General features: G+C 68.5%; 37 protein-coding genes. All 37 read left to right on the forward strand.

Features of this window, described 5'->3' with window-relative positions:
• The first annotated feature begins 194 nt into the window (after window positions 1-194).
• Window positions 195-4,457 carry a DNA-directed RNA polymerase subunit beta' gene (locus tag FDZ70_00590; GenBank protein TLM80427.1) on the forward strand — a complete coding sequence of 1,421 codons (4,263 nt, stop codon included), beginning with the start codon at window positions 195-197 and terminating at the stop codon, window positions 4,455-4,457.
• 254 nt (window positions 4,458-4,711) lie between these two features.
• Entirely contained in the window at window positions 4,712-5,083 is a 372-nt protein-coding gene (locus tag FDZ70_00595; protein TLM80428.1) for a 30S ribosomal protein S12, read from the forward strand.
• Window positions 5,084-5,155: 72 nt separating this feature from the next.
• Window positions 5,156-5,626, forward strand: coding sequence for a 30S ribosomal protein S7 (rpsG, locus tag FDZ70_00600; GenBank protein TLM80429.1), 471 nt, complete (start codon window positions 5,156-5,158; stop codon window positions 5,624-5,626).
• 38 nt (window positions 5,627-5,664) lie between these two features.
• Window positions 5,665-7,764 carry an elongation factor G gene (gene fusA, locus FDZ70_00605; GenBank protein ID TLM80430.1) on the forward strand — a complete coding sequence of 700 codons (2,100 nt, stop codon included), beginning with the start codon at window positions 5,665-5,667 and terminating at the stop codon, window positions 7,762-7,764.
• 43 nt (window positions 7,765-7,807) lie between these two features.
• Window positions 7,808-8,116, forward strand: coding sequence for a 30S ribosomal protein S10 (gene rpsJ, locus FDZ70_00610; GenBank protein TLM80431.1), 309 nt, complete (start codon window positions 7,808-7,810; stop codon window positions 8,114-8,116).
• Between the two features lie 124 nt (window positions 8,117-8,240).
• Complete coding sequence (locus FDZ70_00615) at window positions 8,241-8,861, forward strand: 50S ribosomal protein L3 (protein ID TLM80461.1); 621 nt, start codon at window positions 8,241-8,243, stop codon at window positions 8,859-8,861.
• Window positions 8,862-8,905: 44 nt separating this feature from the next.
• The gene (gene rplD / locus FDZ70_00620; GenBank protein TLM80432.1) at window positions 8,906-9,529 is read left to right on the forward strand and encodes a 50S ribosomal protein L4; all 624 of its coding nucleotides are present in this window, start codon (window positions 8,906-8,908) and stop codon (window positions 9,527-9,529) included.
• A gap of 1 nt (window position 9,530) precedes the next feature.
• A complete protein-coding gene (locus FDZ70_00625; GenBank protein TLM80433.1) occupies window positions 9,531-9,818 on the forward strand; it encodes a 50S ribosomal protein L23 in 288 nt (95 codons plus the stop codon).
• Between the two features lie 127 nt (window positions 9,819-9,945).
• On the forward strand, window positions 9,946-10,776 hold the full coding sequence (gene rplB / locus FDZ70_00630; GenBank protein TLM80434.1) for a 50S ribosomal protein L2: 831 nt from the start codon (window positions 9,946-9,948) through the stop codon (window positions 10,774-10,776).
• 25 nt (window positions 10,777-10,801) lie between these two features.
• The gene (gene rpsS / locus FDZ70_00635) at window positions 10,802-11,077 is read left to right on the forward strand and encodes a 30S ribosomal protein S19 (protein ID TLM80435.1); all 276 of its coding nucleotides are present in this window, start codon (window positions 10,802-10,804) and stop codon (window positions 11,075-11,077) included.
• A gap of 6 nt (window positions 11,078-11,083) precedes the next feature.
• Window positions 11,084-11,425, forward strand: a complete 342-nt coding sequence (locus FDZ70_00640) for a 50S ribosomal protein L22 (GenBank protein ID TLM80436.1) — start codon at window positions 11,084-11,086, stop codon at window positions 11,423-11,425.
• Window positions 11,426-11,429: 4 nt separating this feature from the next.
• Complete coding sequence (gene rpsC / locus FDZ70_00645; protein ID TLM80437.1) at window positions 11,430-12,155, forward strand: 30S ribosomal protein S3; 726 nt, start codon at window positions 11,430-11,432, stop codon at window positions 12,153-12,155.
• A gap of 6 nt (window positions 12,156-12,161) precedes the next feature.
• Window positions 12,162-12,587 carry a 50S ribosomal protein L16 gene (gene rplP, locus FDZ70_00650; protein ID TLM80438.1) on the forward strand — a complete coding sequence of 142 codons (426 nt, stop codon included), beginning with the start codon at window positions 12,162-12,164 and terminating at the stop codon, window positions 12,585-12,587.
• A gap of 2 nt (window positions 12,588-12,589) precedes the next feature.
• On the forward strand, window positions 12,590-12,802 hold the full coding sequence (locus FDZ70_00655; protein TLM80439.1) for a 50S ribosomal protein L29: 213 nt from the start codon (window positions 12,590-12,592) through the stop codon (window positions 12,800-12,802).
• Between the two features lie 24 nt (window positions 12,803-12,826).
• Window positions 12,827-13,087 (forward strand): 30S ribosomal protein S17, encoded by a 261-nt coding sequence (rpsQ, locus tag FDZ70_00660; protein ID TLM80462.1) that lies wholly within the window; start codon window positions 12,827-12,829, stop codon window positions 13,085-13,087.
• Between the two features lie 91 nt (window positions 13,088-13,178).
• The gene (gene rplN, locus FDZ70_00665) at window positions 13,179-13,547 is read left to right on the forward strand and encodes a 50S ribosomal protein L14 (GenBank protein TLM80440.1); all 369 of its coding nucleotides are present in this window, start codon (window positions 13,179-13,181) and stop codon (window positions 13,545-13,547) included.
• 13 nt (window positions 13,548-13,560) lie between these two features.
• On the forward strand, window positions 13,561-13,899 hold the full coding sequence (locus FDZ70_00670; protein TLM80441.1) for a 50S ribosomal protein L24: 339 nt from the start codon (window positions 13,561-13,563) through the stop codon (window positions 13,897-13,899).
• A gap of 146 nt (window positions 13,900-14,045) precedes the next feature.
• Window positions 14,046-14,537: a 50S ribosomal protein L5 gene (rplE, locus tag FDZ70_00675; GenBank protein TLM80463.1), complete on the forward strand. Its 492-nt coding sequence runs from the start codon at window positions 14,046-14,048 to the stop codon at window positions 14,535-14,537.
• Between the two features lie 62 nt (window positions 14,538-14,599).
• The gene (locus tag FDZ70_00680; GenBank protein TLM80442.1) at window positions 14,600-14,785 is read left to right on the forward strand and encodes a type Z 30S ribosomal protein S14; all 186 of its coding nucleotides are present in this window, start codon (window positions 14,600-14,602) and stop codon (window positions 14,783-14,785) included.
• Between the two features lie 118 nt (window positions 14,786-14,903).
• Complete coding sequence (gene rpsH, locus FDZ70_00685) at window positions 14,904-15,302, forward strand: 30S ribosomal protein S8 (protein TLM80443.1); 399 nt, start codon at window positions 14,904-14,906, stop codon at window positions 15,300-15,302.
• A gap of 27 nt (window positions 15,303-15,329) precedes the next feature.
• On the forward strand, window positions 15,330-15,866 hold the full coding sequence (locus FDZ70_00690) for a 50S ribosomal protein L6 (protein TLM80444.1): 537 nt from the start codon (window positions 15,330-15,332) through the stop codon (window positions 15,864-15,866).
• 48 nt (window positions 15,867-15,914) lie between these two features.
• Window positions 15,915-16,283: a 50S ribosomal protein L18 gene (locus FDZ70_00695; GenBank protein ID TLM80445.1), complete on the forward strand. Its 369-nt coding sequence runs from the start codon at window positions 15,915-15,917 to the stop codon at window positions 16,281-16,283.
• An 11-nt stretch (window positions 16,284-16,294) separates the two neighbouring features.
• On the forward strand, window positions 16,295-16,801 hold the full coding sequence (locus tag FDZ70_00700; GenBank protein TLM80446.1) for a 30S ribosomal protein S5: 507 nt from the start codon (window positions 16,295-16,297) through the stop codon (window positions 16,799-16,801).
• 5 nt (window positions 16,802-16,806) lie between these two features.
• Window positions 16,807-16,998, forward strand: a complete 192-nt coding sequence (gene rpmD, locus FDZ70_00705; GenBank protein TLM80447.1) for a 50S ribosomal protein L30 — start codon at window positions 16,807-16,809, stop codon at window positions 16,996-16,998.
• A gap of 98 nt (window positions 16,999-17,096) precedes the next feature.
• Window positions 17,097-17,543 carry a 50S ribosomal protein L15 gene (locus FDZ70_00710; GenBank protein ID TLM80448.1) on the forward strand — a complete coding sequence of 149 codons (447 nt, stop codon included), beginning with the start codon at window positions 17,097-17,099 and terminating at the stop codon, window positions 17,541-17,543.
• The gene (secY, locus tag FDZ70_00715; GenBank protein TLM80449.1) at window positions 17,540-18,805 is read left to right on the forward strand and encodes a preprotein translocase subunit SecY; all 1,266 of its coding nucleotides are present in this window, start codon (window positions 17,540-17,542) and stop codon (window positions 18,803-18,805) included. Before FDZ70_00710 ends, secY begins: the two co-directional genes overlap by 4 nt.
• Before the next feature lie 23 nt (window positions 18,806-18,828).
• The gene (locus FDZ70_00720) at window positions 18,829-19,473 is read left to right on the forward strand and encodes an adenylate kinase (protein ID TLM80450.1); all 645 of its coding nucleotides are present in this window, start codon (window positions 18,829-18,831) and stop codon (window positions 19,471-19,473) included.
• 13 nt (window positions 19,474-19,486) lie between these two features.
• Entirely contained in the window at window positions 19,487-20,233 is a 747-nt protein-coding gene (gene map, locus FDZ70_00725) for a type I methionyl aminopeptidase (protein ID TLM80451.1), read from the forward strand.
• A 100-nt stretch (window positions 20,234-20,333) separates the two neighbouring features.
• Window positions 20,334-20,555 (forward strand): translation initiation factor IF-1, encoded by a 222-nt coding sequence (gene infA, locus FDZ70_00730; protein ID TLM80452.1) that lies wholly within the window; start codon window positions 20,334-20,336, stop codon window positions 20,553-20,555.
• 117 nt (window positions 20,556-20,672) lie between these two features.
• Window positions 20,673-20,786: a 50S ribosomal protein L36 gene (gene rpmJ, locus FDZ70_00735; GenBank protein TLM80453.1), complete on the forward strand. Its 114-nt coding sequence runs from the start codon at window positions 20,673-20,675 to the stop codon at window positions 20,784-20,786.
• Between the two features lie 15 nt (window positions 20,787-20,801).
• The gene (gene rpsM, locus FDZ70_00740) at window positions 20,802-21,176 is read left to right on the forward strand and encodes a 30S ribosomal protein S13 (GenBank protein TLM80454.1); all 375 of its coding nucleotides are present in this window, start codon (window positions 20,802-20,804) and stop codon (window positions 21,174-21,176) included.
• A 3-nt stretch (window positions 21,177-21,179) separates the two neighbouring features.
• Window positions 21,180-21,581 carry a 30S ribosomal protein S11 gene (gene rpsK / locus FDZ70_00745; protein TLM80455.1) on the forward strand — a complete coding sequence of 134 codons (402 nt, stop codon included), beginning with the start codon at window positions 21,180-21,182 and terminating at the stop codon, window positions 21,579-21,581.
• Window positions 21,582-21,603: 22 nt separating this feature from the next.
• Window positions 21,604-22,230 carry a 30S ribosomal protein S4 gene (gene rpsD, locus FDZ70_00750; GenBank protein TLM80456.1) on the forward strand — a complete coding sequence of 209 codons (627 nt, stop codon included), beginning with the start codon at window positions 21,604-21,606 and terminating at the stop codon, window positions 22,228-22,230.
• Between the two features lie 38 nt (window positions 22,231-22,268).
• A complete protein-coding gene (locus FDZ70_00755) occupies window positions 22,269-23,207 on the forward strand; it encodes a DNA-directed RNA polymerase subunit alpha (protein TLM80457.1) in 939 nt (312 codons plus the stop codon).
• Between the two features lie 13 nt (window positions 23,208-23,220).
• A complete protein-coding gene (locus tag FDZ70_00760) occupies window positions 23,221-23,574 on the forward strand; it encodes a 50S ribosomal protein L17 (protein TLM80458.1) in 354 nt (117 codons plus the stop codon).
• Window positions 23,575-23,657: 83 nt separating this feature from the next.
• Window positions 23,658-24,464, forward strand: coding sequence for an energy-coupling factor transporter ATPase (locus FDZ70_00765; GenBank protein ID TLM80459.1), 807 nt, complete (start codon window positions 23,658-23,660; stop codon window positions 24,462-24,464).
• The coding region (locus FDZ70_00770; GenBank protein TLM80460.1) for an ATP-binding cassette domain-containing protein at window positions 24,461-25,085 on the forward strand (625 nt) is incomplete at its 3' end. The genes FDZ70_00765 and FDZ70_00770, both read left to right, overlap by 4 nt.

The raw sequence follows: 25,085 nt of genomic DNA on the forward strand, positions 1-25,085 counted from the left end.
GGGCGGCATGGAGGACCTCGGCATCTCGCTCGAGGGCGTCGTCGAGGACGAGGAGCGCGCGGACGACATGGGCGACTCGGACGACGGCGAGCCCGTGGACGCCGACGAGCTGCAGGTCGAGGAGTAGCGCCACCAGCCACGGACGGACCCGGTCGCCCCGGTCGCGGGGCGTGCCGTTAGGGAAGGACCCGCAGTTGTCCGAGATCGATGTGAACAACTTCGATAGGTTCAGGATCCAGCTCGCTTCCTCCGAGCAGATCCGCCAGTGGTCGCGCGGCGAGGTGAAGAAGCCCGAGACCATCAACTACCGCACGCTCAAGCCCGAGAAGGACGGCCTGTTCTGCGAGAAGATCTTCGGGCCGACCAAGGACTGGGAGTGCTACTGCGGCAAGTACAAGCGCGTCCGGTTCAAGGGCATCATCTGCGAGCGCTGCGGCGTCGAGGTCACGCGCGCCAAGGTGCGCCGCGACCGCATGGGCCACATCGAACTCGCCGCGCCGGTCAGCCACATCTGGTACTTCAAGGGCGTCCCCTCGCGCCTCGGCTACCTGCTCGACATCACGCCGAAGGACCTCGAGAAGGTGCTGTACTTCGCGTCGTCCATCATCACCTCCGTCCAGGAGGAGGACCGCGAGGCGGACTTGGCGGAGCTGCGTGACGAGCTCGAGGCGGACTACGCCTCGCTCGACGCGGAGCTGGCCGAGGAGGTCCGCGCCGTCGAGGAGGAGGCCGAGCGCCTCGTCGCCGTCAACAAGGGCGAGATCGAGCCCGAGGAAGGCGAGATCGTCGACGAGGAGACGCCGGTCGCCGACCGCGTCAAGAAGATCGAGACCGAGGCCAAGCGCGATGTGCGCGACCTCGAGGACGAGTACACCGAGCGCAAGGAACTCCTGCGCCGGGCGTTCGACGAGTTCTGCCGCATCACGCCGAAGTACCTCGTCGGCGACGAGCAGCTCTACCGCGAGATGAAGCTGCGCTGGGGCAACTACTTCCGCGGCGGCATGGGCGCCGAGGCGGTCAAGGACCTGCTCGAGCAGATCGACCTCGAGGCGCTCTCCGCCGAACTGCGCGAGGATGTGCGCAACGGGAAGGGCGCCAAGCGCGCGCGCGCGGCCAAGCGCCTCAAGGTCGCGACCTCGTTCATCACCTCGGGCAACAAGCCCCAATGGATGATCCTCGACGCGATCCCCGTCATCCCGCCGGACCTTCGTCCGATGGTCCAGCTCGACGGCGGCCGCTTCGCGACGAGCGACCTGAACGACCTGTACCGCCGTGTCATCAACCGCAACAACCGCCTGAAGAGGCTGCTCGACCTCGGCGCGCCCGAGATCATCGTCAACAACGAGAAGCGCATGCTCCAGGAGGCCGTCGACGCGCTGTTCGACAACGGCCGCCGCGGACGCCCCGTCACCGGCCCGGGCAACCGCCCGCTGAAGTCGATCTCCGACATGCTCAAGGGCAAGCAGGGCCGCTTCCGCCAGAACCTGCTCGGCAAGCGCGTCGACTACTCGGGCCGTTCGGTCATCGTCGTCGGCCCGGAGCTGAAGCTGCACCAGTGCGGCCTGCCCAAGGTCATGGCCCTCGAGTTGTTCAAGCCGTTCGTGATGAAGCGGCTCGTGGACCTCGAATACGCGCAGAACATCAAGAGCGCCAAGCGCATGGTCGACCGCCAGAAGGGCGTGGTCTGGGACGTGCTCGAAGAGGTCATCCGCGAGCACCCGGTGCTGCTGAACCGCGCTCCCACCCTGCACCGCCTCGGCATCCAGGCGTTCGAGCCGGTGCTCGTGGAGGGCAAGGCCATCCGCATCCATCCGCTGGTCTGCACCGCGTTCAACGCGGACTTCGATGGTGACCAGATGGCCGTGCACGTGCCGCTGTCCGCCGAGGCGCAGGCCGAGGCGCGCATCCTCATGCTGTCGACGAACAACATCAAGTCACCGGCGCATGGCCGTCCGCTGACCACGCCGACGCAGGACATGGTCATCGGCTTGTACTACCTGACGGCGGCGCGCGCCGGTTTGAACGGTGAGGGCCGTGCGTACGTCGACTTCGACGACGCCATCTGCGCGTACGACAACCGCACCGTCGACCTGCAGGCGATGATCGAGGTCCGCCTGGCCGAGGACATCGTCGAGCAGTACGACGTGGGCGAGGACGCGGACGGGGTCGTCACGCACAAGACCGCGGCGCGCGAGCGCAAGGCGGGCGAGCGCATCAGGACGACCGTCGGCCGCATCACGTTCAACCGCGCGCTGCCGGCCGACCACGCGTTCGTGAACCGCGAAATCGACAAGAAGGGCATCGCGGCGGTCGTCGAGGAGTGCTCGACCAAGTACGGCACGGTCGAGCTCGCGCGCATCCTCGACGACGTCAAGCGCCTCGGCTTCCACTACGCCACGCGCGCCGGCGTCACCGTGTCGGTATGGGACGCGGAGGTCCCGGCCGAGAAGCCGGCGATCATCGCGAGGGCCGAGGAGGAGCTCGCTGACATCGATCGCAAGTTCGACCAGGGCTTCGTGTCGGCCGGCGAGCGCCACCAGAGCATCATCCAGATCTGGGACCGCGTCACCGATGAGGTCGGCCGTGCGATGGCCGCCAACTTCGAGGAGAACCACCCGTTCAACCCGATCTTCATGATGGCCAACTCGGGTGCCCGAGGAAACATCAAGCAGGTCCGCCAGCTGGCCGGCATGCGAGGCCTCATGGCCAACCCGCAGGGCCGTATCCTCGACATCCCGATCAAGGCGAACTTCCGCGAGGGCCTGTCCGTGCTCGAGTACTTCATCTCGACGCACGGCGCTCGCAAGGGCCTCGCCGACACCGCGCTGCGTACCGCCGACTCGGGCTACCTGACGAGGCGTCTGGTCGACGTCGCACAGGACGTCATCGTGCGCTCGGATGACTGCGGCGACGACGAGGGCGTCGGCTTCAAGCTCGTCGAGCCGGACGGGCGCATCGACCGGGACCTCGTCGGGCGCTGCCTCGCCACTCCGGTCGCGCACCCCAAGACCGGCGAGATCCTCAAGGACGCCGGCGAGTACATCACTTCCGAGGCCGACGTCCAGGCGTTCGTGGACGCAGGCGTGGACTCGGTGCGTGCCCGCACCGTCATGACCTGCCGTGCCACGCAGGGGATCTGCGAGAAGTGCTACGGCTGGGACCTGGCCGCCGGCCGCCCGGTCGACATCGGCACGGCCGTCGGCATCATCGCCGCGCAGTCGATCGGAGAGCCCGGCACGCAGCTCACGATGCGTACGTTCCACACCGGTGGCGTCGCGGGCGAGGACATCACGCACGGCCTGCCGCGCGTCCAGGAGCTCTTCGAGGCGCGCCACCCCAAGGGCGCCGCGATGCTGGCGGGCATCGGCGGTGCGCTGACGATCGAGGAGGCCGACAAGGTCCGCAAGCTCACCATCACCGACCCCAAGGGGCACACCGAGGAGCACACGGTCCCGAGGCGCGCGCGCCTGCGGCCGGGCGTCGCGCACGGCGGGACCGTCGAGGCCGGCATGCAGCTGACCGAGGGGTCCGTCGACCCGCATGAGCTGCTCCACCTGCGCGGCGCGAACGAGCTGCTCAGGTACATCGTCTCCGAGGTGCAGGCGGTCTACAACTCGCAGGGTGTCGACATCAACGACAAGCACATCGAGGTCATCGCGCGCCAGATGATGCGCAAGCTGACCGTGCTCGAGCCGGGCGACGCCGAGTCGATGCTGCCGGGCGCTCTCGTCGACCGTGCGGTCTTCAACGAGGAGAACGAGCGCATCATCGCCGAAGGCGGGAAGCCCGCCACGGCCGTGCCGGTGCTCCTCGGCATCACGAAGGCCTCGCTGGCTACCGAGTCGTTCCTGTCGGCGGCGTCGTTCCAGGAGACGACTCGCGTGCTCACCGACGCCGCGATCGCCGGCAAGGAGGACCAGCTGCTGGGCCTCAAGGAGAACGTCATCATCGGCAAGCTCATCCCTGCCGCGACCGGCATGAAGCGCTACCGCTCCGTCGCGCTGAAGTACAAGGGCGAGATCGCCGAGTGGACGCCGTCGCCGACGGGTGGGCCGCTTCCGGACTTCGCGCCCGACGAGCTCAAGGAGCTCGAGGCGATGCTGCCAGCGCCGTCCGCCATCGAGAGCCCGTTCTCGCCGGAGGAGGCGGCCGAGTGGTTCGCCGACCTGCCGGGCGAGGGCGATACCGACGCGTTCGACGTCGAGGCGTTCACCGGCATGGTGTTCGACCCGAACGCTGAGATGCCGACCGGGACCATCCCGATGGACACGCCGCTCATCGACATCGACGTGCCGACGCGCTACGCGAACATCCTGGCCGACGAGGGCATCGAGACCCTCGGCCAGCTGCTCGTGAAGACCGGCGACGAGCTTCTCGCGATCAAGGGCTTCGGCGCCAAGGCGCTCGAGGAGGTCGAGCGGATCCTCGGCGAGCGGGGGCTCGTGCTCCGGGCGTAGGCCCTCGCAGGTCACAAGCGTGATACGGGCGCCGTCCGGACAGGGCGGCGCCCGTTGTGTTCCGGCGGCGCGGGGGTCACCGGGGCGTCGCCGCAGCGGCCTGGGCCGCCTATGGATACGCCCGGCCGCGTTGTTTGACAACCCCGCCACGAGTGGCTAGAGTACCCCCTTGCGGCTCCGGGTGGGCCGTCAGTCTGCGTGCGCGCCGGGAACGGGCGCGGACACGGGCGCGAACGAAGACGAAGGGAAGAGCGTTGCCTACCATCAACCAGCTGGTCCGCAAGGGCCGCCAGCAGGCGGTGAGCAAGAGCAAGACCCCGGCGCTGAAGGGCAACCCCCAGAAGCGCGGCGTCTGCACGCGCGTGTACACCACGACCCCGAAGAAGCCGAACTCGGCGCTGCGCAAGGTCGCGCGTGTCCGCCTCACCAACCAGATCGAGGTCACCGCCTACATCCCCGGCATCGGCCACAACCTCCAGGAGCACTCGATCGTGCTCGTGCGCGGCGGCCGCGTGAAGGACCTGCCGGGCGTGCGCTACAAGATCATCCGCGCCGCGCTCGACTGCGCCGGTGTGGGCAACCGCAACCAGGCCCGCTCGCGCTACGGCGTCAAGAGGGCGAAGTAACGACGCATCGAACGGGCAGCGAAGAGCGCTGCCGTTCATGCGCCGACCGGCACCCCAAGGAGAAGATAGAACATGCCAAGGCGCGCAGCTGCCGCAAGGCGAGAGGTCATGCCGGACGCGGTGTACAACAACCGTCTGGTGACCCAGCTCATCAACAAGATCCTGCTCCAGGGCAAGAAGGCCCTGGCCGAGCGCATCGTCTACGGCGCGTTCGACATCGTGGAGCAGAAGATGGGCACCGACCCGCTGTCGGTGTTCAAGAAGGCGCTCGACAACATCCGCCCGAGCCTCGAGGTCAAGCCGAAGCGTGTCGGCGGCGCGACCTACCAGGTCCCGGTCGAGGTCAACGCCCGCCGCTCCACCACGCTGGCGATCCGCTGGATCGTCGGCTTCTCCCGCAAGCGTCGCGAGAAGACCATGGCCGAGCGCCTTGCCGGCGAGATCATGGACGCCGCGAACGGCCTCGGCGCCTCGGTCAAGAAGCGCGAGGACCTCTACAAGATGGCCGAGTCGAACCGCGCGTTCTCGCACTACCGCTGGTAGACGAAGACCCCCCGAAGAAGAGACGACACACACCGAAGATGGCTTCGTATTCCCTCGATAAGACCCGCAACATCGGGATCATGGCGCACATCGACGCCGGCAAGACCACGACGACCGAGCGCGTGCTGTTCTACACGGGCAAGACGCACAAGATCGGCGAGGTCCACGACGGCGCCGCCACCATGGACTGGATGGTTCAGGAGCAGGAGCGCGGCATCACGATCACCTCGGCCGCCACGACCTGCTTCTGGAAGGACTACCGCATCCAGATCATCGACACGCCGGGCCACGTCGACTTCACCGTCGAGGTGGAGCGCTCGCTGCGCGTGCTCGACGGCGCGGTAGCGGTGTTCTGCGCGGTCGGCGGCGTGGAGCCGCAGTCCGAGACGGTGTGGCGCCAGGCCGACACCTACGGCGTGCCCCGCATGGCATACATCAACAAGATGGACCGCACCGGCGCGGACTTCATGAACGTCGTGCAGATGATGAAGGACCGTCTCAACACGCGGCCGGTCCTGCTCCAGATGCCGATCGGCGCCGAGGATCGCTTCGAGGGCATCATCGACCTCGTCGAGATGACCGCGTGGCACTTCAACGAGGACGACAAGGGCATCAACCCCACGGTGGGCGAGATCCCGGCCGAGCTGGCCGACGAGGCCGAGCTGCACCGCCACGACCTCGTCGAGGCCGCCGCCGAGTACGACGACGACCTCCTGCACAAGTTCCTCGAGGACGAGCCGATCAGCGTCGACGAGCTCAAGGCGGCGCTGCGCAAGGCGTGCATCGCCTGTGCCGTCACGCCGGTCACCTGCGGCGCGTCGTTCAAGAACAAAGGCGTGCAGCCCCTGCTCGACGCCGTCATCGACTACCTGCCCTCGCCGCTCGACATCCCGGCCATCAAGGGCGTCGAGATCAAGACCGGCAACGACGTCGAGCGCCCCGCGGACCCGAGCGCGCCGTTCGCCGCACTCGCGTTCAAGGTCATGACCGACCCGTTCGTCGGCAAGCTGACCTACTTCCGCGTCTACTCCGGCACGCTGGACGCCGGCTCCTACATCCTCAACTCCACCAAGGGGCACAAGGAGCGCATCGGCCGCCTGCTCCAGATGCACGCGAACCACCGCGAGGACGTCCAGCAGGTCACCGCCGGCGACATCGTCGCCGCCGTGGGCCTGAAGGCGACCACCACCGGCGACACGCTGTGCGCTGAGAACAACCCCGTCCTGCTCGAGTCCATGGTCTTCCCGGACCCGGTCATCGACATCGCGATCGAGCCGAAGACCAAGGCCGAGCAGGACAAGCTCGGCGCCGCACTGGCCAAGCTCGCCGAGGAGGACCCGACCTTCCGGGTCCGCACCGAGACCGAGACCGGCCAGACCATCATCGCCGGCATGGGTGAGCTGCACCTCGAGATCATCGTCGACCGCCTCCTGCGCGAGTTCAAGGTCGAGGCCAACGTCGGCCGCCCGCAGGTCGCGTACCGCGAGACCGCGAGCCGCCGCGCCGATCACGTGGACCTCAAGTTCTCGCGCCAGACCGGTGGCCGCGGCCAGTACGGCCACGTCGTCATCAACGTGGTGCCGCAGGAGCCGGGCGACGGCTACGTGTTCGAGAGCAAGATCGTGGGCGGCGCCATCCCCAAGGAATACATCCCGGCGGTCGACAAGGGTATCTCCGAGGCGCTCGAGACGGGCGTGCTCGCGGGCTACCCGGTCGTCGACGTGCGAGTCGAGCTCGTGGACGGTTCGTATCACGAGGTCGACTCGTCTGAGATGGCGTTCAAGATCGCGGGCTCCATGGCGATCAAGGAGGGCATGCGCAAGGCCGGCGCCGTGCTGCTCGAGCCGGTCATGGCCGTCGAGGTCGTCACCCCCGAGGACTTCGCGGGCGACGTCATGGGCAACCTCTCGGCGCGCCGCGGCCACATCGAGGGCATGGAGCGCCGCGGCAACTCGCAGGTCATCCGCGGCAAGGTGCCGCTGTCCGAGATGTTCGGCTACGCGACGGACCTGCGCAGCCGCACCCAGGGCCGCGCGTCCTACACGATGCAGTTCAAGGCGTACGAGCAGGTTCCCAAGAGCGTCGCCGAGGAGATCGTCAAGAAGGTCGGCGGCGACGCCGCAGCGGTGGGCCAGTAGCGGGCCGGGGCTCCCGGATCCCGCTTGTCGGAGGGTTAGCAAGTTGGCTGAGCAGAAGATCAGGATCCGCCTGAAGGGCTACGACCACGAGGTCGTGGACCAGTCCACGAAGCTCATCGTGGACACGGCGCAGAAGACGGGTGCGAAGGTCGCGGGCCCCATCCCGCTGCCGACCGAGCGCAACCTGTACTGCGTCATCCGCTCCCCGCACGTCAACAAGGACAGCCGGGAGCACTTCGAGATGAGGACGCACAAGCGCCTCATCGACATCCTCGAGCCCACGCCCAAGACGGTCGACTCGCTCATGCGCCTCGACCTGCCGGCCGGTGTGGACATCGAGATCAAGCTGTAGGAAGTGCGCGCCGCACCCGCGAGGGTGCGAGAGCGCTGTGGAGTGCGGTCCGCTGGGAGCCGCGGCGAGGAGCGCCGCGGGCGCGTGAAGGCCCATGACCGCGACGGAAGAGATGGTGAGTGCAGTGACGACGACGATACTCGGAACGAAGCTGGGCATGACCCAGGTCTGGAGCGATGATGACCGGCTGGTCCCGGTCACCGTCATCGAGGCCGGGCCGTGCGTGGTCTCGCAGGTCAAGACCGAGAAGACCGACGGCTATCGTGCCGTGCAGATCGCCTATGGCGACGTGCGCGAGGACCGGCTGACCAAGCCGGAGGCCGGGCACTTGAAGAAGGCCAAGGTCGATCCGAAGCGCCACCTCGCCGAGGTCCGCCTCGACGAGGGCGAGGAGTTCAAGCTCGGGCAGAAGATCACGGTCGAGGCCTTCGAGGAGGGCGCGATCGTGCACGTGACCGGCACCAGCAAGGGCAAGGGCTTCCAGGGCGTCATGAAGCGGCACAACTACCGCGGCGGCCCCGGCGGCCACGGCTCGCACTTCCATCGCGAGCCGGGCTCCATCGGCATGTGCGCGACCCCGTCGCGCGTGCTCAAGGGCCTTCGCCTGCCGGGCCACATGGGCTCCGACACCGTCACGGTCCGCAACCTGCGGGTCGTGCGCGTCGACGCCGAGCAGAACCTCCTGCTCGTGCGAGGCGCCGTCCCCGGCGCCACCGGCGCCCTGCTGACAGTCCGGAAGGCCTAGCTGTTCCGGCGACCAGCCGCGCAGCTTCGAGGAGTGGATACGAGATGGCATCGGTAGACATCAAGGATGCGAGCGGGAAGAAGGTCGGGAGCGCGAAGCTCTCCGACGCGGTCTTCGGCATCGAGCCGAACCCGTTCGCCGTCCACCAGGTCGTGCGCAGCCTCCAGGCGGGGCGCCGCGCCGGCACGCACCAGACCAAGACGCGCGGCCGCATCTCCGGCGGCGGCGCGAAGCCGTGGCGCCAGAAGGGCACCGGCCGCGCCCGTCAGGGCACGACGCGCGCCCCGCAGTGGCGCGGCGGCGGCGTGGTCTTCGGGCCGCACCCGCGCTCGTACGCGTTCCGCGTGAACAACAAGGTCGTCAAGCTCGCGATGCGCAGCGTGCTGTCCGCCAAGACGGCCGACGGCGCGCTCTACGTGGTCGACTCGTTCCCGTTCGAGAAGCCGTCCACCAAGGCGGCGGCCGAGATCCTCACAGCCCTCGGCATCACCGGGCGCGTGACGCTCGTCGTGGCCAACGACGACGTCAACGCCGCCCTGTCCTTCCGCAACATCCCGACCGTGCGGGTGATCACCGCGTCCGAGGCCAACGCATACGACCTCGTCGACAACGTATCGGTGCTGTTCACCAAGCCCGCGCTCGAGTTCGTCGAGGGGGTCCTGGCCTAACATGAGCGATCCGCGCCAGATCATCGTGCGCCCCATCGTCTCGGAGAAGAGCTACGAGATGATCGGCCACAACCGCTACACCTTCGAGGTGGACAAGCACGCGACCAAGCCGCAGATCGCCGCCGCGATCGAGGAGATCTTCGGCGTGACCGTCATGAGCGTGAACACGATGAACGTCAACGGCAAGCCTCGCCGTGTCCGCTACGCGAAGGGACACACGCGCGACTGGAAGAAGGCCGTCGTCACGCTCAAGGAAGGCGACTCGATCGAGTTCTTCGAGTCGCACTAGCCACCGGGGGCTCCCACCCGGGGCGGCGCTCGCCGCACCGATGGAGCCGCCCGGCACCGTGGTAGTCCGGGTTCGGGCGTTCCTGTCCCGGGAACGCACCGGCGATCGGACGGAAGGAAGGGAACGAATGGGACTGAAGAAGTACAAGCCGACGAGCCCCGGGCGCCGTTTCCAGACGGTGTCGGACTTCTCCGACATCACGCGAAGCGAGCCCGAGAAGTCGTTGCTCGCGCCGCTGTCCTCCAAGGGCGGGCGCAACAACAACGGCCGCATCACCACGCGGCACCAAGGCGGCGGCCACAAGCGGCGCTACCGCGTCATCGACTTCAAGCGCAACAAGGACGGCGTGCCGGCCAAGGTCGCTCACATCGAGTACGACCCGAACCGCTCGGCGCGCATCGCTCTGCTGCACTACGCCGACGGCGAGAAGCGCTACATCCTCGCGCCCGACAAGCTCGCCCAGGGCGACGCGGTGATGTCCGGCCCCGGCGCCGACATCAAGCCGGGCAACGCCCTGCCGCTGGCCGACGTCCCCGTCGGTACCGTGGTGCACGCGATCGAGCTGCAGCCCGGCAAGGGCGCCGCGATCGCCCGCTCGGCAGGCACCTCGGCCCAGCTGATGGGCAAGGAGGGCGACAAGGCCATCCTGCGCATGCCGTCGTCCGAGATGCGCATGGTGCCGGTGACGTGCCGGGCCACCGTGGGCGAGGTCGGCAACTCCGAGCACGCCAACATCTCGGTCGGCAAGGCCGGCCGCAACCGCCACCTCGGCAAGCGTCCTACGGTGCGCGGCACGGCCATGAACCCGGTCGACCACCCGCACGGCGGCGGCGAAGGCAAGAACAAGACCGCCGGCCGGCACCCGGTCACGCCGTGGGGCGTGCCGACCAAGGGCCACCGGACCCGCAAGAAGGGCAAGTCGTCGGACCGCCTGATCATCAGGCGCCGCAAGAAGTAGCGAAGAGGGAGCTGAGGAACGCCACATGAGCAGGAGCCTGAAGAAGGGACCGTTCATCCAGCCCCGGCTGCTCGCCAAGGTGCAGCAGATGAACGAGGCCGGCGACAAGAAGGTCATCCGGACGTGGTCGAGGGCCTCGACCATCTTCCCGGAGATGGTCGGGCACACGATCGCCGTGCACGACGGCCGCAAGCACGTCCCGGTGTACGTCACCGAGTCGATGGTCGGCCACAAGCTCGGCGAGTTCGCCCCGACGCGCACGTTCCGCGGGCACGCCGCGGACAGGAAGGGCAAGAGGTAGCACACGATGGAAGCCAGAGCAGTCGCCCGCTTCGTGCGGGTCAGCCCCCGCAAGGCGCGCCTCGTCGTGGATCTCATCCGCGGCAAGGACGTCGGCGAGGCCGAGGCCGTCCTGCGGTTCACCCCGCGGGCCGCGGCCGAGCCCGTCGCCAAGACGCTGATGAGCGCGGTGGCCAACGCCGAGAAGAACCTGAAGCTCAAGCGCGAGGGGCTCTACGTCTCCGAGACCTACGTGGACGAGGGCCCGACGATGAAGCGCATCCGCCCGCAGTCGCGCGGCCGTGCGCACCGCATCGAGAAGCGCAGCAGCCACATCACCGTCGTCGTCAAGCAGCGAGAGGGAGCGTAGCGCCATGGGCCAGAAGGTCTACCCGATCGGTCTGAGGCTGGGCATCACGGAGGACTGGCGCTCGCGGTGGTACGCGGGCAAGAACTACCGTGACCTGCTCGCCGAGGACCTCGCCGTCCGCGCGTACCTGTTCAACAAGCTGCGCCGCGCCGGGGTCTCGCGCATCGAGATCCAGCGCAAGGGCGACAAGCTGATCGTCGAGGTCTGGACCGCGCGTCCGGGCATCGTCATCGGCAAGAAGGGCTCCGAGGTCGACGTCATCCGCAAGGACCTCGAGCGCACGACCGGCAAGATCGTGGCGGTCGACATCGTCGAGATCAAGCGGCCGGAGATCGACGCGACCCTGGTCGCCCAGGGCGTCGCCGAGCAGCTCGAGGCCCGCGTGGCGTTCCGCCGTGCGATGCGCAAGGCCGTCACCTCGGCGACCAAGGGCGGCGCCCTCGGCATCCGGATCCAGTGCTCGGGCCGCCTCGGCGGCGCCGAGATGGGCCGCCGCGAGTGGTACCGCGAGGGCCGCGTGCCGCTCCACACCCTGCGCGCCAAGATCGACTACGGCACCGCCGAGGCCAAGACCACCTTCGGCCGCATCGGCGTGAAGGTCTGGATCTACCGCGGCGAGAAACTGCCGGGCCAGACCATCGCCCAGCTGAACGAGCCCGCCGACGACCGTCCGGCGCGCGACCGCGATCGTCCCCCGCGCGGCCGCCGCGAGCGGGCCGGGAGGGAGTAGACAGTCATGCTTCTGCCCAAGCGAGTGAAGCACCGCAAGGTGCAGCGCGGGTCGAGGAAGGGTGTGGCCAAGGGCGGCACCCAGGTCCACTTCGGCGAGTACGGCCTCAAGGCGCTCGAGCCCGGCTGGATCACCAACCGGCAGATCGAGGCCGCCCGTATCGCGATGACCCGCTACATGAAGCGTGGCGGCAAGGTCTGGATCACGATCTTCCCGGACAAGCCGGTCACCCAGAAGCCGGCCGAGACCCGCATGGGCTCGGGCAAGGGCAACCCCGAGAAGTGGGTCGCCGTGGTCAAGCCCGGCCGCATCATGTTCGAGCTGGCCGGCGTTTCCGAGGAGGTCGCCAAGGAGGCGATCCGACTCGCCCAGCACAAGCTGCCCATCAAGACGAAGTTCGTGACGCGTGCCGAGAGCGGCGGTGAGGTCTGAAGATGAAGCCCGCAGAGATCCGCGACATGGAAGACGGCGACCTGGAGCAGAAGATCAAGGACGCCCGCACCGAGCTGTTCAACCTGCGCTTCCGGCTGGCCACCGGCCAGCTCGACAATCCCGCCCGCATCGGGGCGGTCAAGAAGGACATCGCGCGCCTGCACACGGAGCTGCGTGCCCGTGAGCTCGCCGGCGCCAAGAACGCGGCGTCGTAAGGCGCAAGGGAGATGGTTGAGAAGATGAGCACGGAGCGCAACAGCCGCAAGGTCCGTCAGGGGCGTGTCGTCTCGGCGGCCGGCGACAAGACCTGCGTGGTCAGGGTCGAGGAGCGCAAGCCCCACCCGCTGTACGGCAAGATGCTGACCCGCAGCACCAAGTTCCACGCGCACGACGAGGCCAACGAGGCCGGGGTCGGCGACGTCGTCGAGATCATGGAGACGCGGCCGCTCTCGAAGTTGAAGCGCTGGCGCCTGGTCCGCATCGTCGAGAGAGCCAAGTGACGCAGCATCCAGCGGACAGGCAAGCTGCCGCTGATGCGGCGACTGCAAGTGGGGCTGCCGCTGACGCGGCGGCCGTAGGCGGAGGATAGAGATGATCCAGCAGGAGACCCACCTCAAGGTGGCCGACAACTCAGGAGCCAAGCGCGTCGAGTGCATCAAGGTGCTCGGCGGTTCGCGCAGGCGCTACGCCCATGTGGGCGACACCATCGTGTGCTCCGTGAAGGAGGCCACGCCGAACGCCGCCATCAAGAAGGGCGAGGTCGTCCGCGCGGTGGTCGTTCGCACCAAGAAGGAGGTGCGGCGCTCGGACGGCAGCTACATCAAGTTCGACGAGAACGCCGCCGTCATCATCGACAACCAGGGCAACCCGAGGGGCACCCGCATCTTCGGCCCGGTGGCGCGCGAGCTGCGCGACCGCCGGTACATGAAGATCGTGTCGCTCGCGCCCGAGGTCCTGTAGGCGAGGAGGGAACGTGGCAAGCTCGCTTTCCGTCCGCAAGGGCGACAAGGTTCGCGTGATCACCGGCAAGGACCGTGGCAAGGAAGGCAAGGTCCTTCGGGTCTACCCGGCGAAGCAGCGCATCGTCGTCGAGCGGGTGAACATGATCAAGAAGGCCCAGCGCCCGACGCAGAAGGCGCCGCAGGGCGGCATCCTCGAGGTCGAGGGCACCATCCACGTGAGCAACGTGATGCTGGTCTGCCCGAGCTGCTCGGAGCCGACGCGGCTCGGCCGGCAGCGGGAGAAGTCTCCCGACGGCGGCTCGGTGCGCGTGCGCGTGTGCAAGAAGTGCGGCAAGGCGATCGACAGGTAGCGACCTGATCCAAAGCCGCGCCCGGCGACAAGCCGGGGCGCGGTGGTGCGCCGGGTCGGCAATCCGGCGACGACAAGGCAAGGGAGAGGCACGAAGTGGCACCGAGGCTGAAAGAGCGGTACGTGACCGAGATCCGGCCGAAGCTGATGGCCGAGATCGGGTACGCGAACATCAACGAGGTCCCGCGGTTCGACAAGATCGTCGTCAACATGGGCGTCGGCGCCGCGGCGCAGGACTCCAAGCTGCTCGACGGCGCCGTCGAGGACCTGCGCATCATCACCGGCCAGCAGCCGATCATCACGCGCGCCAAGAAGTCGATCGCCGGCTTCAAGATCCGCGCGGGCATGCCGATCGGCGCGAAGGTCACCCTGCGCGGCGACCGCATGTGGGAGTTCTTCGACCGCGTGCTGTCGGCGGCGCTTCCCCGCATCCGTGACTTCCGCGGCATGGAGACGACCTCGTTCGACGGCCGCGGCAACTACTCGATGGGCGTGACCGAGCAGCTCATCTTCCCCGAGATCGACTACGACAAGGTGGACCGCGTCCGCGGCATGGACATCACCATCGTCACGACCGCGAAGACCGACGACGAGGCCCAGGCGCTGCTCGCGGCCTTCGAGTTCCCCTTCAAGAGGTAGCACGGCAACACGGTTTCGATACGGGGGCGCGAAAGGCGCGCTCCACGTCGAGGAGGTAGCAAGTGGCAAAGAAGTCGATGATCGCCAAGGCACGGCGCGCGCCGAAGTTCTCGACGCGGGCCGTCAACCGGTGCGTCCGCTGCGGTCGTCCGCGCGGGTTCTACCGGCAGTTCGGCCTGTGCCGCATCTGCGTGCGCGAGCTGGCGAGCCGCGGCGAGCTGCCCGGCATCCGCAAGGCGAGCTGGTAGGGACGCAAGCACGCCCCGAATGACCGGGGCCTTTGCCGCAAGGCGGCCCCGCCACGGGCGGGCCCGAACCGGCGGCCGAGGTTCGAAACGACCGATACGAGGAGGTACGAGAGGCACCATGAGCATGACTGACCCCATCGCCGACATGCTGACCAGGATCCGCAACGCGAACTCCGCGTTCCTGCCGGCCACGACGATGCCTTCGTCCAAGAAGCTCGTCGAGATCGCCCGCATCCTGAAGGAAGAGGGCTACATCGAGGAGTACGTCGTGACCGAGGCCAGCCCGCAGGCGACGCTGACCGTCACGCTGAAGTACGGCGCGAAGAAGCAGCGCACCATCACGGGGCTGCGCCGCATCTCCAAGCCGGGCCTGCGTGTCTATGCCAAGAAGGACGAGATCCCCCGCGTCCTCGGCGGGCTTGGCACGGCCGTCATCTCCACGTCCAAGGGCGTCATGACCGACAAGGCCGCGCGCAAGACCGGCGTGGGCGGCGAGGTCATCGCCTACATCTGGTAGCCGGATAGGGAAGGAAGGAGCACTGCCATGAGCCGTATCGGCAAGCAGCCCATCCCGGTCCCGTCCGGGGTCGAGGTCACGATCGACGGCGCGACCGTCACGGTGAAGGGGCCGAAGGGCACCCTCACCCAGACGTTCAGCGAGGACATGGCCATCGCGCTCGAGGACGGCGTCCTGACCGTGACGCGCCCGAGCGACGAGCGCCGTCACCGCTCGCTGCACGGCCTGACCCGCACGCTGGTCTCCAACATGGTCGTCGGCGTGTCCGAGGGCTTCGCGCGCAACCTCGAGATCGTGGGCGTCGGCTACCGTGCCGCGATGAAGGGCTCGGACCTCGAGATGCAGCTGGGCTACAGCCACCCCGTGCTCGTCGTGGCGGAGCCGGGCATCACGTTCGAGGTGCCCGCGCCCACCCGCGTGACCGTGCGCGGCATCGACAAGCAGCGCGTCGGCCAGATCGCTGCGGAGATCCGCAAGAAGAGGCCGCCTGAGCCGTACAAGGGCAAGGGCGTGCGGTACGAGGGCGAGTACGTCCGCCGCAAGGTCGGCAAGACCGCCAAGTAGTCGCGGGCCGCATGTGCGGCCCGAGGGAACAGGGAGAGCAGTAGGCACATGGACAAGCTCAAGGCAAAGGCGGCGGGTCTCGCACGGCGGCACCGCCGCGTGCGTGGCAAGGTGTCGGGCACCGCTGCGCGGCCCCGCCTGTGCGTGACGCGCACGGACGGCCATATCTACGCCCAGGTCATCGACGACGTCGCCGGTAGGACCGTCGCGGCTGCGTCGAGCGTGGACCGCGACCTGCGCGGCACGCTCAAGTCTGGCGCGAACGTCGCGGCAGCGGCCGAGGTCGGCAAGCTCGTCGGCAAGCGTGCGATGGACGCGGGCGTCACCGAGGTCGTGTTCGATCGTGGCGGGCGGCTGTACCACGGCCGCGTCAAGGCCCTGGCGGACGGCGCCCGCGAGGCCGGGCTCAAGTTCTAGGAGGAACGCGCATGGCTCGTTTCGTCGCTCCGGTCTCGGAGCTCAAGGAGAAGGTCGTCTACATCAACCGCGTCGCCAAGGTCGTCAAGGGCGGCCGGCGCTTCTCGCTGACTGCGCTCGTGGTCGTCGGCGACGAGGCGGGCATGGTGGGCGTGGGGATGGGGAAGTCGACCGAGGTGCCGCTCGCCATCAAGAAGGGCATCGAGGACGCGAAGAAGAACATGTTCCGCGTCTCGGTCTCTGGAACCACGATCCCGCATCAGGTCACGGGCGTGTTCGGCGCCGGCCGCGTGCTGCTCAAGCCCGCCGCTCCCGGTACCGGCGTGATCGCCGGCGGCCCGGTGCGCGCCCTGCTCGAGCTCGCCGGCATCCGTGACGTTCTGTCCAAGTCGCTCGGCTCGGACAACGCGCTCAACATGGTGAAGGCGGCCGCCGAGGGCCTGAAGTCGCTTCAGAGTCCCGAGGACGTCGCGCGCCGTCGCGGCATCACCGTCGACCAGATGTACGGCAAGGAGTAGCGGAGATGACCGCCAAGACGCAGACGCTCAAGATCACCCAGGTTCGTAGCGCCATCGGGTGTCCGAAGGACCAGAAGGACACCGTCCGGGCGCTCGGCATCAAGCGGATGCATCACACCGTGGAGAAGCCGGACACCCCGGCCGTCCGCGGCATGATCACCAAGGTGCGCCACCTCGTCGAGGTCGAGGGCCTCTAGGCCCCGCGAAGCGCACACGACCAGTCCGCCGGCGGCGAGCTGCCGGCCCCGCGGCGCGCACGAGCGCGCGTGCGGAGAGCGAAGAAGGAGCGAACACGATGCAGGTCAACGATCTCTTCCCGGCTCCCGGGTCGCGCAAGCCCCGCAAGCGCGTGGGCCGCGGCAACGGCAGCGGCCACGGTTCGACCGCCGGCCGCGGCGACAAGGGCCAGCTGTCCCGCGCGGGCGGCGGCAAGGGCCCCGGCTTCGAGGGCGGCCAGAACCCGCTGGCGATGCGCCTGCCCAAGCTTCCCGGCTTCAAGAACCGCTTCCGCGTCGAGTACGCGGTAGTGAACGTCGGCCGGATCGACGGGCTGTTCGCGGCCGGCGAGACCGTCGACATCGATGCGCTGTTCGCGAAGGGCGTCATCAAGAGCAAGACCGTGCCGGTCAAGGTACTCGGCGACGGTGAGATCACCAAGGCGCTCACGGTGCGCGTCGACAAGGTCTCCGCGTCGGCCGTCACCAAGATCGAGGCCGCCGGAGGGAAGGTCGAGTCGCTGTGATCCAGGCGCTCGTCAACGCGTTCAAGGTCCCGGAGCTCCGCAAGAAGATCCTCTTCACGCTGGCGATGATCGCCGTCTACCGGTTCGGGGCGCACATCCCCGTCCCGGGCGTCGACCCCGGCGCGATCACGGAGATCGTGCAGAGCCAGGCCGCGCTCGGCCTGCTGAACCTGTTCGCCGGCGGCGCGCTCGAGAACTTCGCGGTCTTCTCGCTCGGCATCATGCCGTACATCACGAGCTCGATCATCATGCAGCTGCTGCAGGGCGTCATCCCGACGCTCGAGCGGTGGGCCAAGGAAGGCGAGACCGGTCAGCGCCGCATCACGCAGATCACGCGCTACCTGACGCTCGGCATCGGCCTGCTGCAGGCGATCGGCCTCATCGGCCTGTTCCAGGCGCCGCCGCCCCAGGGCCTCGGCATCGTGTTCTCGTGGCCGAACCGGATCATCATCATCATCTCGCTGCTGGCCGGCACGGCGCTGATCATGTGGCTCGGCGAGCTGATCACCCAGCGCGGCATCGGCAACGGCATGTCGTTGCTCATCTTCTCGAGCATCGTCGCGCGCTTCCCGGAGGCGGTGGCCTCCACGCTGGCCGTCGGCGGCTCGAAGCAGTACGTCATGGCCATCGTGCTGCTCGTCATCTTCGTGGGCGTCGTCGCGGCCATCGTGATGATGGAGCGCGCTCAGCGGCGCATCCCCGTGCAGTACGCCAAGCGCGTCATCGGCCGCCGGGTGTACGGCGGGGCGGGCACCTACATCCCGCTCAAGATCAACGGCGCCAACGTCATCCCGATCATCTTCGCCAGCTCGATCCTGTTCTTCCCTGCGCAGATCGCGGCGTACGTGCGCGTGGGCTGGCTGACGTCGCTGTCGACGGCGCTGACCAAGGGCTGGCTGTACTTCATGCTCTACCCGATCCTCGTCGTGTTCTTCACGTACTTCTACACGGCGCTCGTGTTCAACCCCATCGATCTGGCCGACAACCTCCGCAAGAACGGCGGGTTCATCCCCGGGGTGCGTCCCGGCAAGGCCACGACGACCTACATCGAGAACGTGCTGAACCGCATCACGCTGCCGGGCGCCATCTTCCTTGCGGCCATCGCGATCGCGCCGACGCTGCTCTTCCGCGCGACCGAGGTGCCGGCCCTGCAGAACTTCGGCGGCACGTCGATCCTCATCATGGTCGGAGTCGCTCTCGAGACGATGACGCAGCTGGAGAGCCAGCTGAAGATGCGGCACTACGACGGCTTCTTCAAGTAGGGCGCAAGGGAAGGGGAGGAACGATGAACGTCATCCTGCTGGGCGCGCCGGGGGCGGGCAAGGGCACGCAGGCCGAGCGCATGATCGAGTCGTACGGCATCCCGCAGATCTCGACCGGCGATATCCTGCGCCGTGCCGTCAAGGACGGCACTCCGCTGGGCCTCGAGGCGAAGCGCTACATGGACGCCGGTGAGCTCGTCCCCGACGAGGTCGTCATCGGCCTGGTCCGCGACCGCCTCGGCGAGCCGGACGCCGCGAAGGGCTTCATCCTCGACGGCTTCCCCCGTACCACCGCGCAGGCCGAGGCGCTCGACGGCGTGCTGGCCGAACTCGGCAAGGACATCGACGCGGCCGTCTCGATCGACGTGGACAAGGACGTCATCGTGCGGCGGCTCGCCTCGCGGCGTACCTGCCGCTCCTGCGGCAAGATCTACAGCCTGCTCGCGAACGCGCCCGCCGACCCGACGGTCTGCGACGAGTGCGGCGGCGAGTTGTACCAGCGCGACGATGACAACGAGGCCACCGTGGCCAACCGCCTCGACGTGTACGAGCGTTCGACGGCGCCGCTGATCGACTACTACGACGCGAAGGGCCTCCTGCACCGCATCGACGGTGACCGGCCGGTCGATGACGTCTTCGTCGACGTCAAGGCCGTCCTGGAGGCGTAGGGCCGCAATCGCCGTGATCATCCGCAAGTCGCCGGCCGAGATCGAACACATGCGCGCGGCCGGCCGAGTCACCGCGCGCGCGCTGCGCGTGGCCGGCGAGGCGGTCCGGCCCGGAGTCACCACGGCCGAGCTCGACGCGCTCGCCGAGGCCGCCATCCGCGAGGACGGCGCGGTGCCCGCGTTCAAGGGGTATCGCGGTTTCCCGGCGTCGATCTGCGCCTCGGTCAACGGCGAGGTCGTCCACGGTATCCCGGGCATGCGCGCGCTCGCCGAGGGTGACATCGTCTCCATCGATATCGGCGCCGTCGTCGACGGCTACTACGGCGACTCCGCGATGACGTTCGCGGTCGGCCTCGTGTCGAGCGAGGCACGCCGGCTGATGGACGTGACGCGCGAGTCGCTGGTCGCCGGGATCGCCAAGTGCGTCCCGGGCATGCGGCTGCACGACATCAGCAGCGCGGTCCAGACGGTGGTCGAGCACGCCGGGTTCTCGGTCGTGCGCGAGTACGTCGGTCACGGCATCGGGCGCGACATGCACGAGGAGCCGAACGTGCCGAACTTCGGGCAGTCGGGCACCGGGCCTGCGCTGCGCGAGGGGATGGTGCTGGCCATCGAGCCGATGGTGAACGCGGGCGGCGCGCAGGTCCGGTCTCTCGACGACGGCTGGACCGTCGTGACCGCGGACGGGTCCCTGTCGGCCCACTTCGAGCACACCGTGGCCGTCACGGCCGACGGCCCGTCGATACTGACGCTCGAATAGGGTCGAACGGGGTGATTCGGGGTGATTCGTGCTGGACTCGGCCGTATTCGACCGATATACTGACCATTCGCGACTTTAGGCGAACCGAAGGCGGGAGTGCTTGGGAAAGCGGGACGACTCCATCGAGATGGAGGGAACGGTCGTTGAGCCGTTGCCCAACGCGATGTTCCGTGTCGAGTTGGACAACGGGCACAAGGTACTGGCCCACATCTCGGGGAAGATGCGCATGCACTACATCCGCATCCTCCCCGGTGACCGCGTCGTCATCGAGCTCTCGCCCTACGACCTGACGCGCGGTCGGATCACCTACCGCTTCAAGTAGAACCGCGCTGCGCGCACGGAAGGGACACGCCCGGCGGCGTGTCCGGCACCACGAAGACAGAACACCTGCGGCTGGGTGTTGGAGATAGATGAGAACCGCCATGAAGGGACCGGATCGATGAAGGTACGTCCTTCGGTCAAGAAGATCTGTGAGAAGTGCAAGATCATCCGCCGCCACGGTCGGGTGCTCGTGATCTGCGAGAACCCCCGGCACAAGCAGCGGCAGGGCTAAGGAGGTCTGTAGACCTTGGCACGTATTGCTGGCGTCGACCTCCCGCGCGAGAAGCGCGTCGAGATCGGCCTCACCTACATCTACGGCGTCGGGCTCACCACGGCCCAGGCCATCTGCCGGGAGACCGGCATCTCCGCCGACACGCGCGTGAGGAACCTCACCGAGGAGGAGGTCGTCCGCCTTCGTGAGTACATCGACCGGAACCTCAAGGTCGAGGGCGACCTGCGCCGAGAGGTCGGCCAGAACATCAAGCGCCTGATGGAGATCGGCTGCTACCGCGGCCTGCGCCACCGCAAGGGCCTGCCGGTCCGCGGACAGCGCACCCACACGAACGCGCGCACCCGCAAGGGGCCGCGTCGCCAGATCGGCGCGAAGAAGAAGGGCAAGTAGTCCATGGCTGCCAAGAAGAAGACCGCTCGCACCCGCGTCAAGCGCAGCGAGCGCAAGAACATCGCGGTGGGCCAGGCGCACATCAAGTCCACCTTCAACAACACGATCATCAGCATCACCGACCCGTCGGGCAACGTCATCTCGTGGCGCAGCGCCGGCCAGGTCGGCTTCAAGGGTTCGCGGAAGTCCACGCCGTTCGCCGCGCAGCTCGCGGCGGAGGCGTGTGCCAAGGCCGCCCAGGAGCACGGCGTCCGCAAGGTCTCCGTGTTCGTCAAGGGCCCGGGCTCCGGTCGCGAGACCGCCATCCGCTCCCTGCAGGCAGCCGGGCTGGAGATCTCCAGCATCCAGGACTGCACCCCTGTCCCCCACAACGGCTGCCGCCCTCGCAAGCGGCGTCGCGTGTAGGAATCCCGGAGGTATCGGACACATGGCACGTTACAGCGGTGCTGACTGCCGACTGTGCCGTCGTGAAGGCATCAAGCTCTTCCTGAAGGGCGACCGCTGCTACACCGACAAGTGCGGTGTCGAGAAGCGGCCCTACCCGCCGGGCATGGCGGGCAAGAAGCGCCCGAAGGAATCGGAGTACCGGGTCCAGCTGCGCGAGAAGCAGCGGGCGAAGCGAGTCTACGGCGTGCTCGAGAAGCAGTTCCGCAACTACTACAAGATCGCCAGCCGCCAGCAGGGCATCACGGGTGAGAACCTCCTGCGCCTGCTCGAGAGCCGGCTGGACAACGTCGTCTACCGCCTCGGCTTCGCGTCTTCGCGTGACGAGGCGCGTCAGGCGGTCCGCCACGGGCACATCGCCGTCAACGGCCGCCGCGTCGACATCCCGTCGGCCCGCGTGCGCGCCGGCGATGTCGTCTCGGTCGCCGACAAGGCGAAGGACTTCAACCGCGTCAAGGCCGCGATCATCTCCTCGGGCCGCATCGAGGTCCCGGGCTGGCTCGAGGTCGACGCGGACAAGAAGCAGGGCAAGATCCTGACCCTGCCCCAGCGCGACCAGATCGACACGCCCGTCCGCGAGCAGCTCATCGTCGAGCTGTACTCGAAGTAGCAGTCCGTACCCAGGTACGTCCCAAGGAGGCTTCCCGCATGACCGAGTTCATGAGGCCCGAGGTTTCGGTCGAGGTCATCGACGAGCGTACGGCCCGCTACATCGTCGGCCCGCTGGAGCGCGGTTTCGGCTACACGCTCGGCAACTGCATGCGCCGCGTGCTGCTGTCGTCGCTGCAGGGCGCCGCGGCCACGTCGATCCGCGTCGAGGGCGTCCAGCACGAGTTCTCGACCATCGACGGCGTCCGCGAGGACGTCACCGACATCGTGCTCAACGTGAAGGGCCTGATCTTCAGGGACACCGGCATCGGTGAGGGCGACGCGGTCGCCACGCTCACCGCAGCGGGCCCGAAGGTCGTCACCGGCGCGGACCTGAAGATCCCGGCCGAGTTCGAGCTGGTCAACCCCGACCACGTCATCGCGAACCTGAACAAGGGCGCGAAGCTCGAGATGTCGGTGCGCATCGGCACGGGGCGCGGCTACGTGTCCGCCGACCGCAACAAGCGCGCCGACGACCCGATCGGCGTCATCACCGTCGATTCGCTGTTCTCGCCGATCTCGCGCTGCACCTACCTGGTGGAGAACGAGCGCGTCGGCCAGCGCACCGACTGGGACAAGCTCACCCTCGAGGTCGAGTCCAACGGCGCGGTCGACCCGGCGGACGCCGTGGCCCGCGCCGCGCGCATCCTCGACGAGCACGCCTCGCTGTTCATGGAGCAGGCTGTGACGCCGCTGTCGGACGCTCCGATCTTCACCGATCCGAAGTCGACCGAGGAGACGCTGCTCGAGACCCCGATCGAGGAGCTCGACCTCACCGTCCGCTCGTACAACTGCCTGAAGCGCCAGGGCGTGAACACCATCGGGCAGCTGACCGACTGCACGGAGGCGGACCTGCTCAACATCCGCAACTTCGGCGCGAAGTCCATCGAGGAAGTGAAGGACAAGCTCCAGCAGATGGGCTTGGGCCTGAAGGGCTAGGAGAGACCGCAAGATGAGGCACCTGAAGAAGGGGCGCAAGCTCGGCACGGACGCAAGCCACACCAAGGCCATGCTCCGTTCGCTGGCGATCGCCGTGTTCACCAACGACCGCATCAAGACGACCGAGACGCGGGCCAAGGAGGTCCGCTCGCTGGTCGAGAGGATCATCACGTGGGCGAAGAAGGGCGACGTGCACTCGCGCCGCCTGGTCATGGCCGAGATCGGCGACAAGGCGCTGGTTCACAAGATCTTCGCCGAGGTCGCCCCGCGTTTCGCCGACCGCGACGGCGGCTACACGAGGATCCTGAAGCTCGGCCCCCGCAAGGGCGATGCCGCGCCGATGGTCATCCTCGAGCTCGTCGACTAGCGCGCCGACGTCCGCGTTTTGGTACCGTCCGAAGGGCCCCGACACCGGGGCCCTTCGTGCTTCGAGAGGACCGGGCAGGGCGCATGATCGAGCTCGCCGACATCTCGTTCACCTACCCGGGCGCCGACCGGCCCGCGGTCGAGGGCGTCTCGCTGGCGTTGTCTGCGGGCGAGTACGTGGCGGTGTTCGGGGCGAACGGCTCGGGGAAGTCGACGCTCGCGCGCCTGTGTGACGGGCTGCTGCTGCCGGCGGGCGGGTCGGTCACCGTCGACGGCATCGCCACGGCCGACCCGGAGCGCGGGCACGAGGTGCGCGAGCTGGTCGCGATGGTGTTCCAGAACCCGGACAACCAGATCGTCGGAACCACGGTCGAGGAGGACGTCGCGTTCGGCCCCGAGAACCTCGGGCTGCCCCGCGAGCAGATCCGCGCACGCGTCGATGAGGCGCTCGCCGCGGTCGGCCTCGATGGCATGCAACGGCGCGAGCCCCACCTGCTGTCCGGGGGGCAGAAGCAGCGGCTCGCGATCGCCGGCGCGCTCGCCATGCGGCCGGCGTATGTGGTGCTCGACGAGCCGACGGCGATGCTCGATCCCGAGGGCCGCGAGGCGGTGCTCGCGGCCGTCGAACGGTTGCGGGCGGGAGGGTGCGGCGTGCTGCACGTGAGCCACGACCTCGCCGACGCCGCCGGCGCGGACCGCGTGGTCGCGCTGGCCGAGGGCCGCGTGGCGTACGCGGGCGCGCCGGGGCCGCTGCTGGCCGACGCGGACCTGCTGGACCGGTGCGGGCTCGAGCTGCCGCCCGCCGGGGCGATCGCGGCCGAGCTCCGCCGGCGAGGCGTGCGGGTCCCCGAGACGGCGCTGTCCGCGGAAAGCGTGGTGGCGGCGCTGTGAGCCTCGTCGCGCGAGACGTCACGCACGTGTACTCCGCGGGCACGAGCTTCGCGGCGACCGCGCTCGACGGCGTGTCCTTGGAGCTCGAGTCCGGGGGGTTGGCACTCGTGATCGGGCGCACCGGCTCGGGCAAGTCGACACTGTTGCGCGTCCTCGCCGGCCTCATGCAGCCCACCGGTGGCACGGTCGAGGCCGACGGCGCGCCGCTCGGCGACGCTGTGCGAGGAGCGGTCGCCATGGTGTTCCAGGACGCCGAGTCGCAGCTGTTCGCGGATACCGTGCTCGAGGACGCGGCGTTCGGCCCGCGCAACCTCGGGCGTTCCGAACAGGAGGCCGCGAGCGACGCGGCGGACGCGCTCGAGAGCGTCGGGCTGCCGCCGGCCGTGTTCGGCGCCCGCTCGCCGTTCTCGTTGTCCGGCGGCGAGGCGCGCCGCGCCGCACTGGCGGGCGTGCTCGCGATGCGGCCGCGCTACCTGCTCCTCGACGAGCCGACCGCGGGTCTCGACGCGCGCGGGCGCCGTGCCGTGCGAGAGGCGGTCGCGCGCGTTCGGGAGGGCGGGGTCGGCGTCGTCGTCGTGTCGCACGACGCTGACGAGTGGCTGGCCGCGGCCGATCGCGTGC

Source organism: Actinomycetota bacterium, from assembly GCA_005774595.1.
Taxonomy (GTDB): Bacteria; Actinomycetota; Coriobacteriia; order Anaerosomatales; family D1FN1-002; genus D1FN1-002.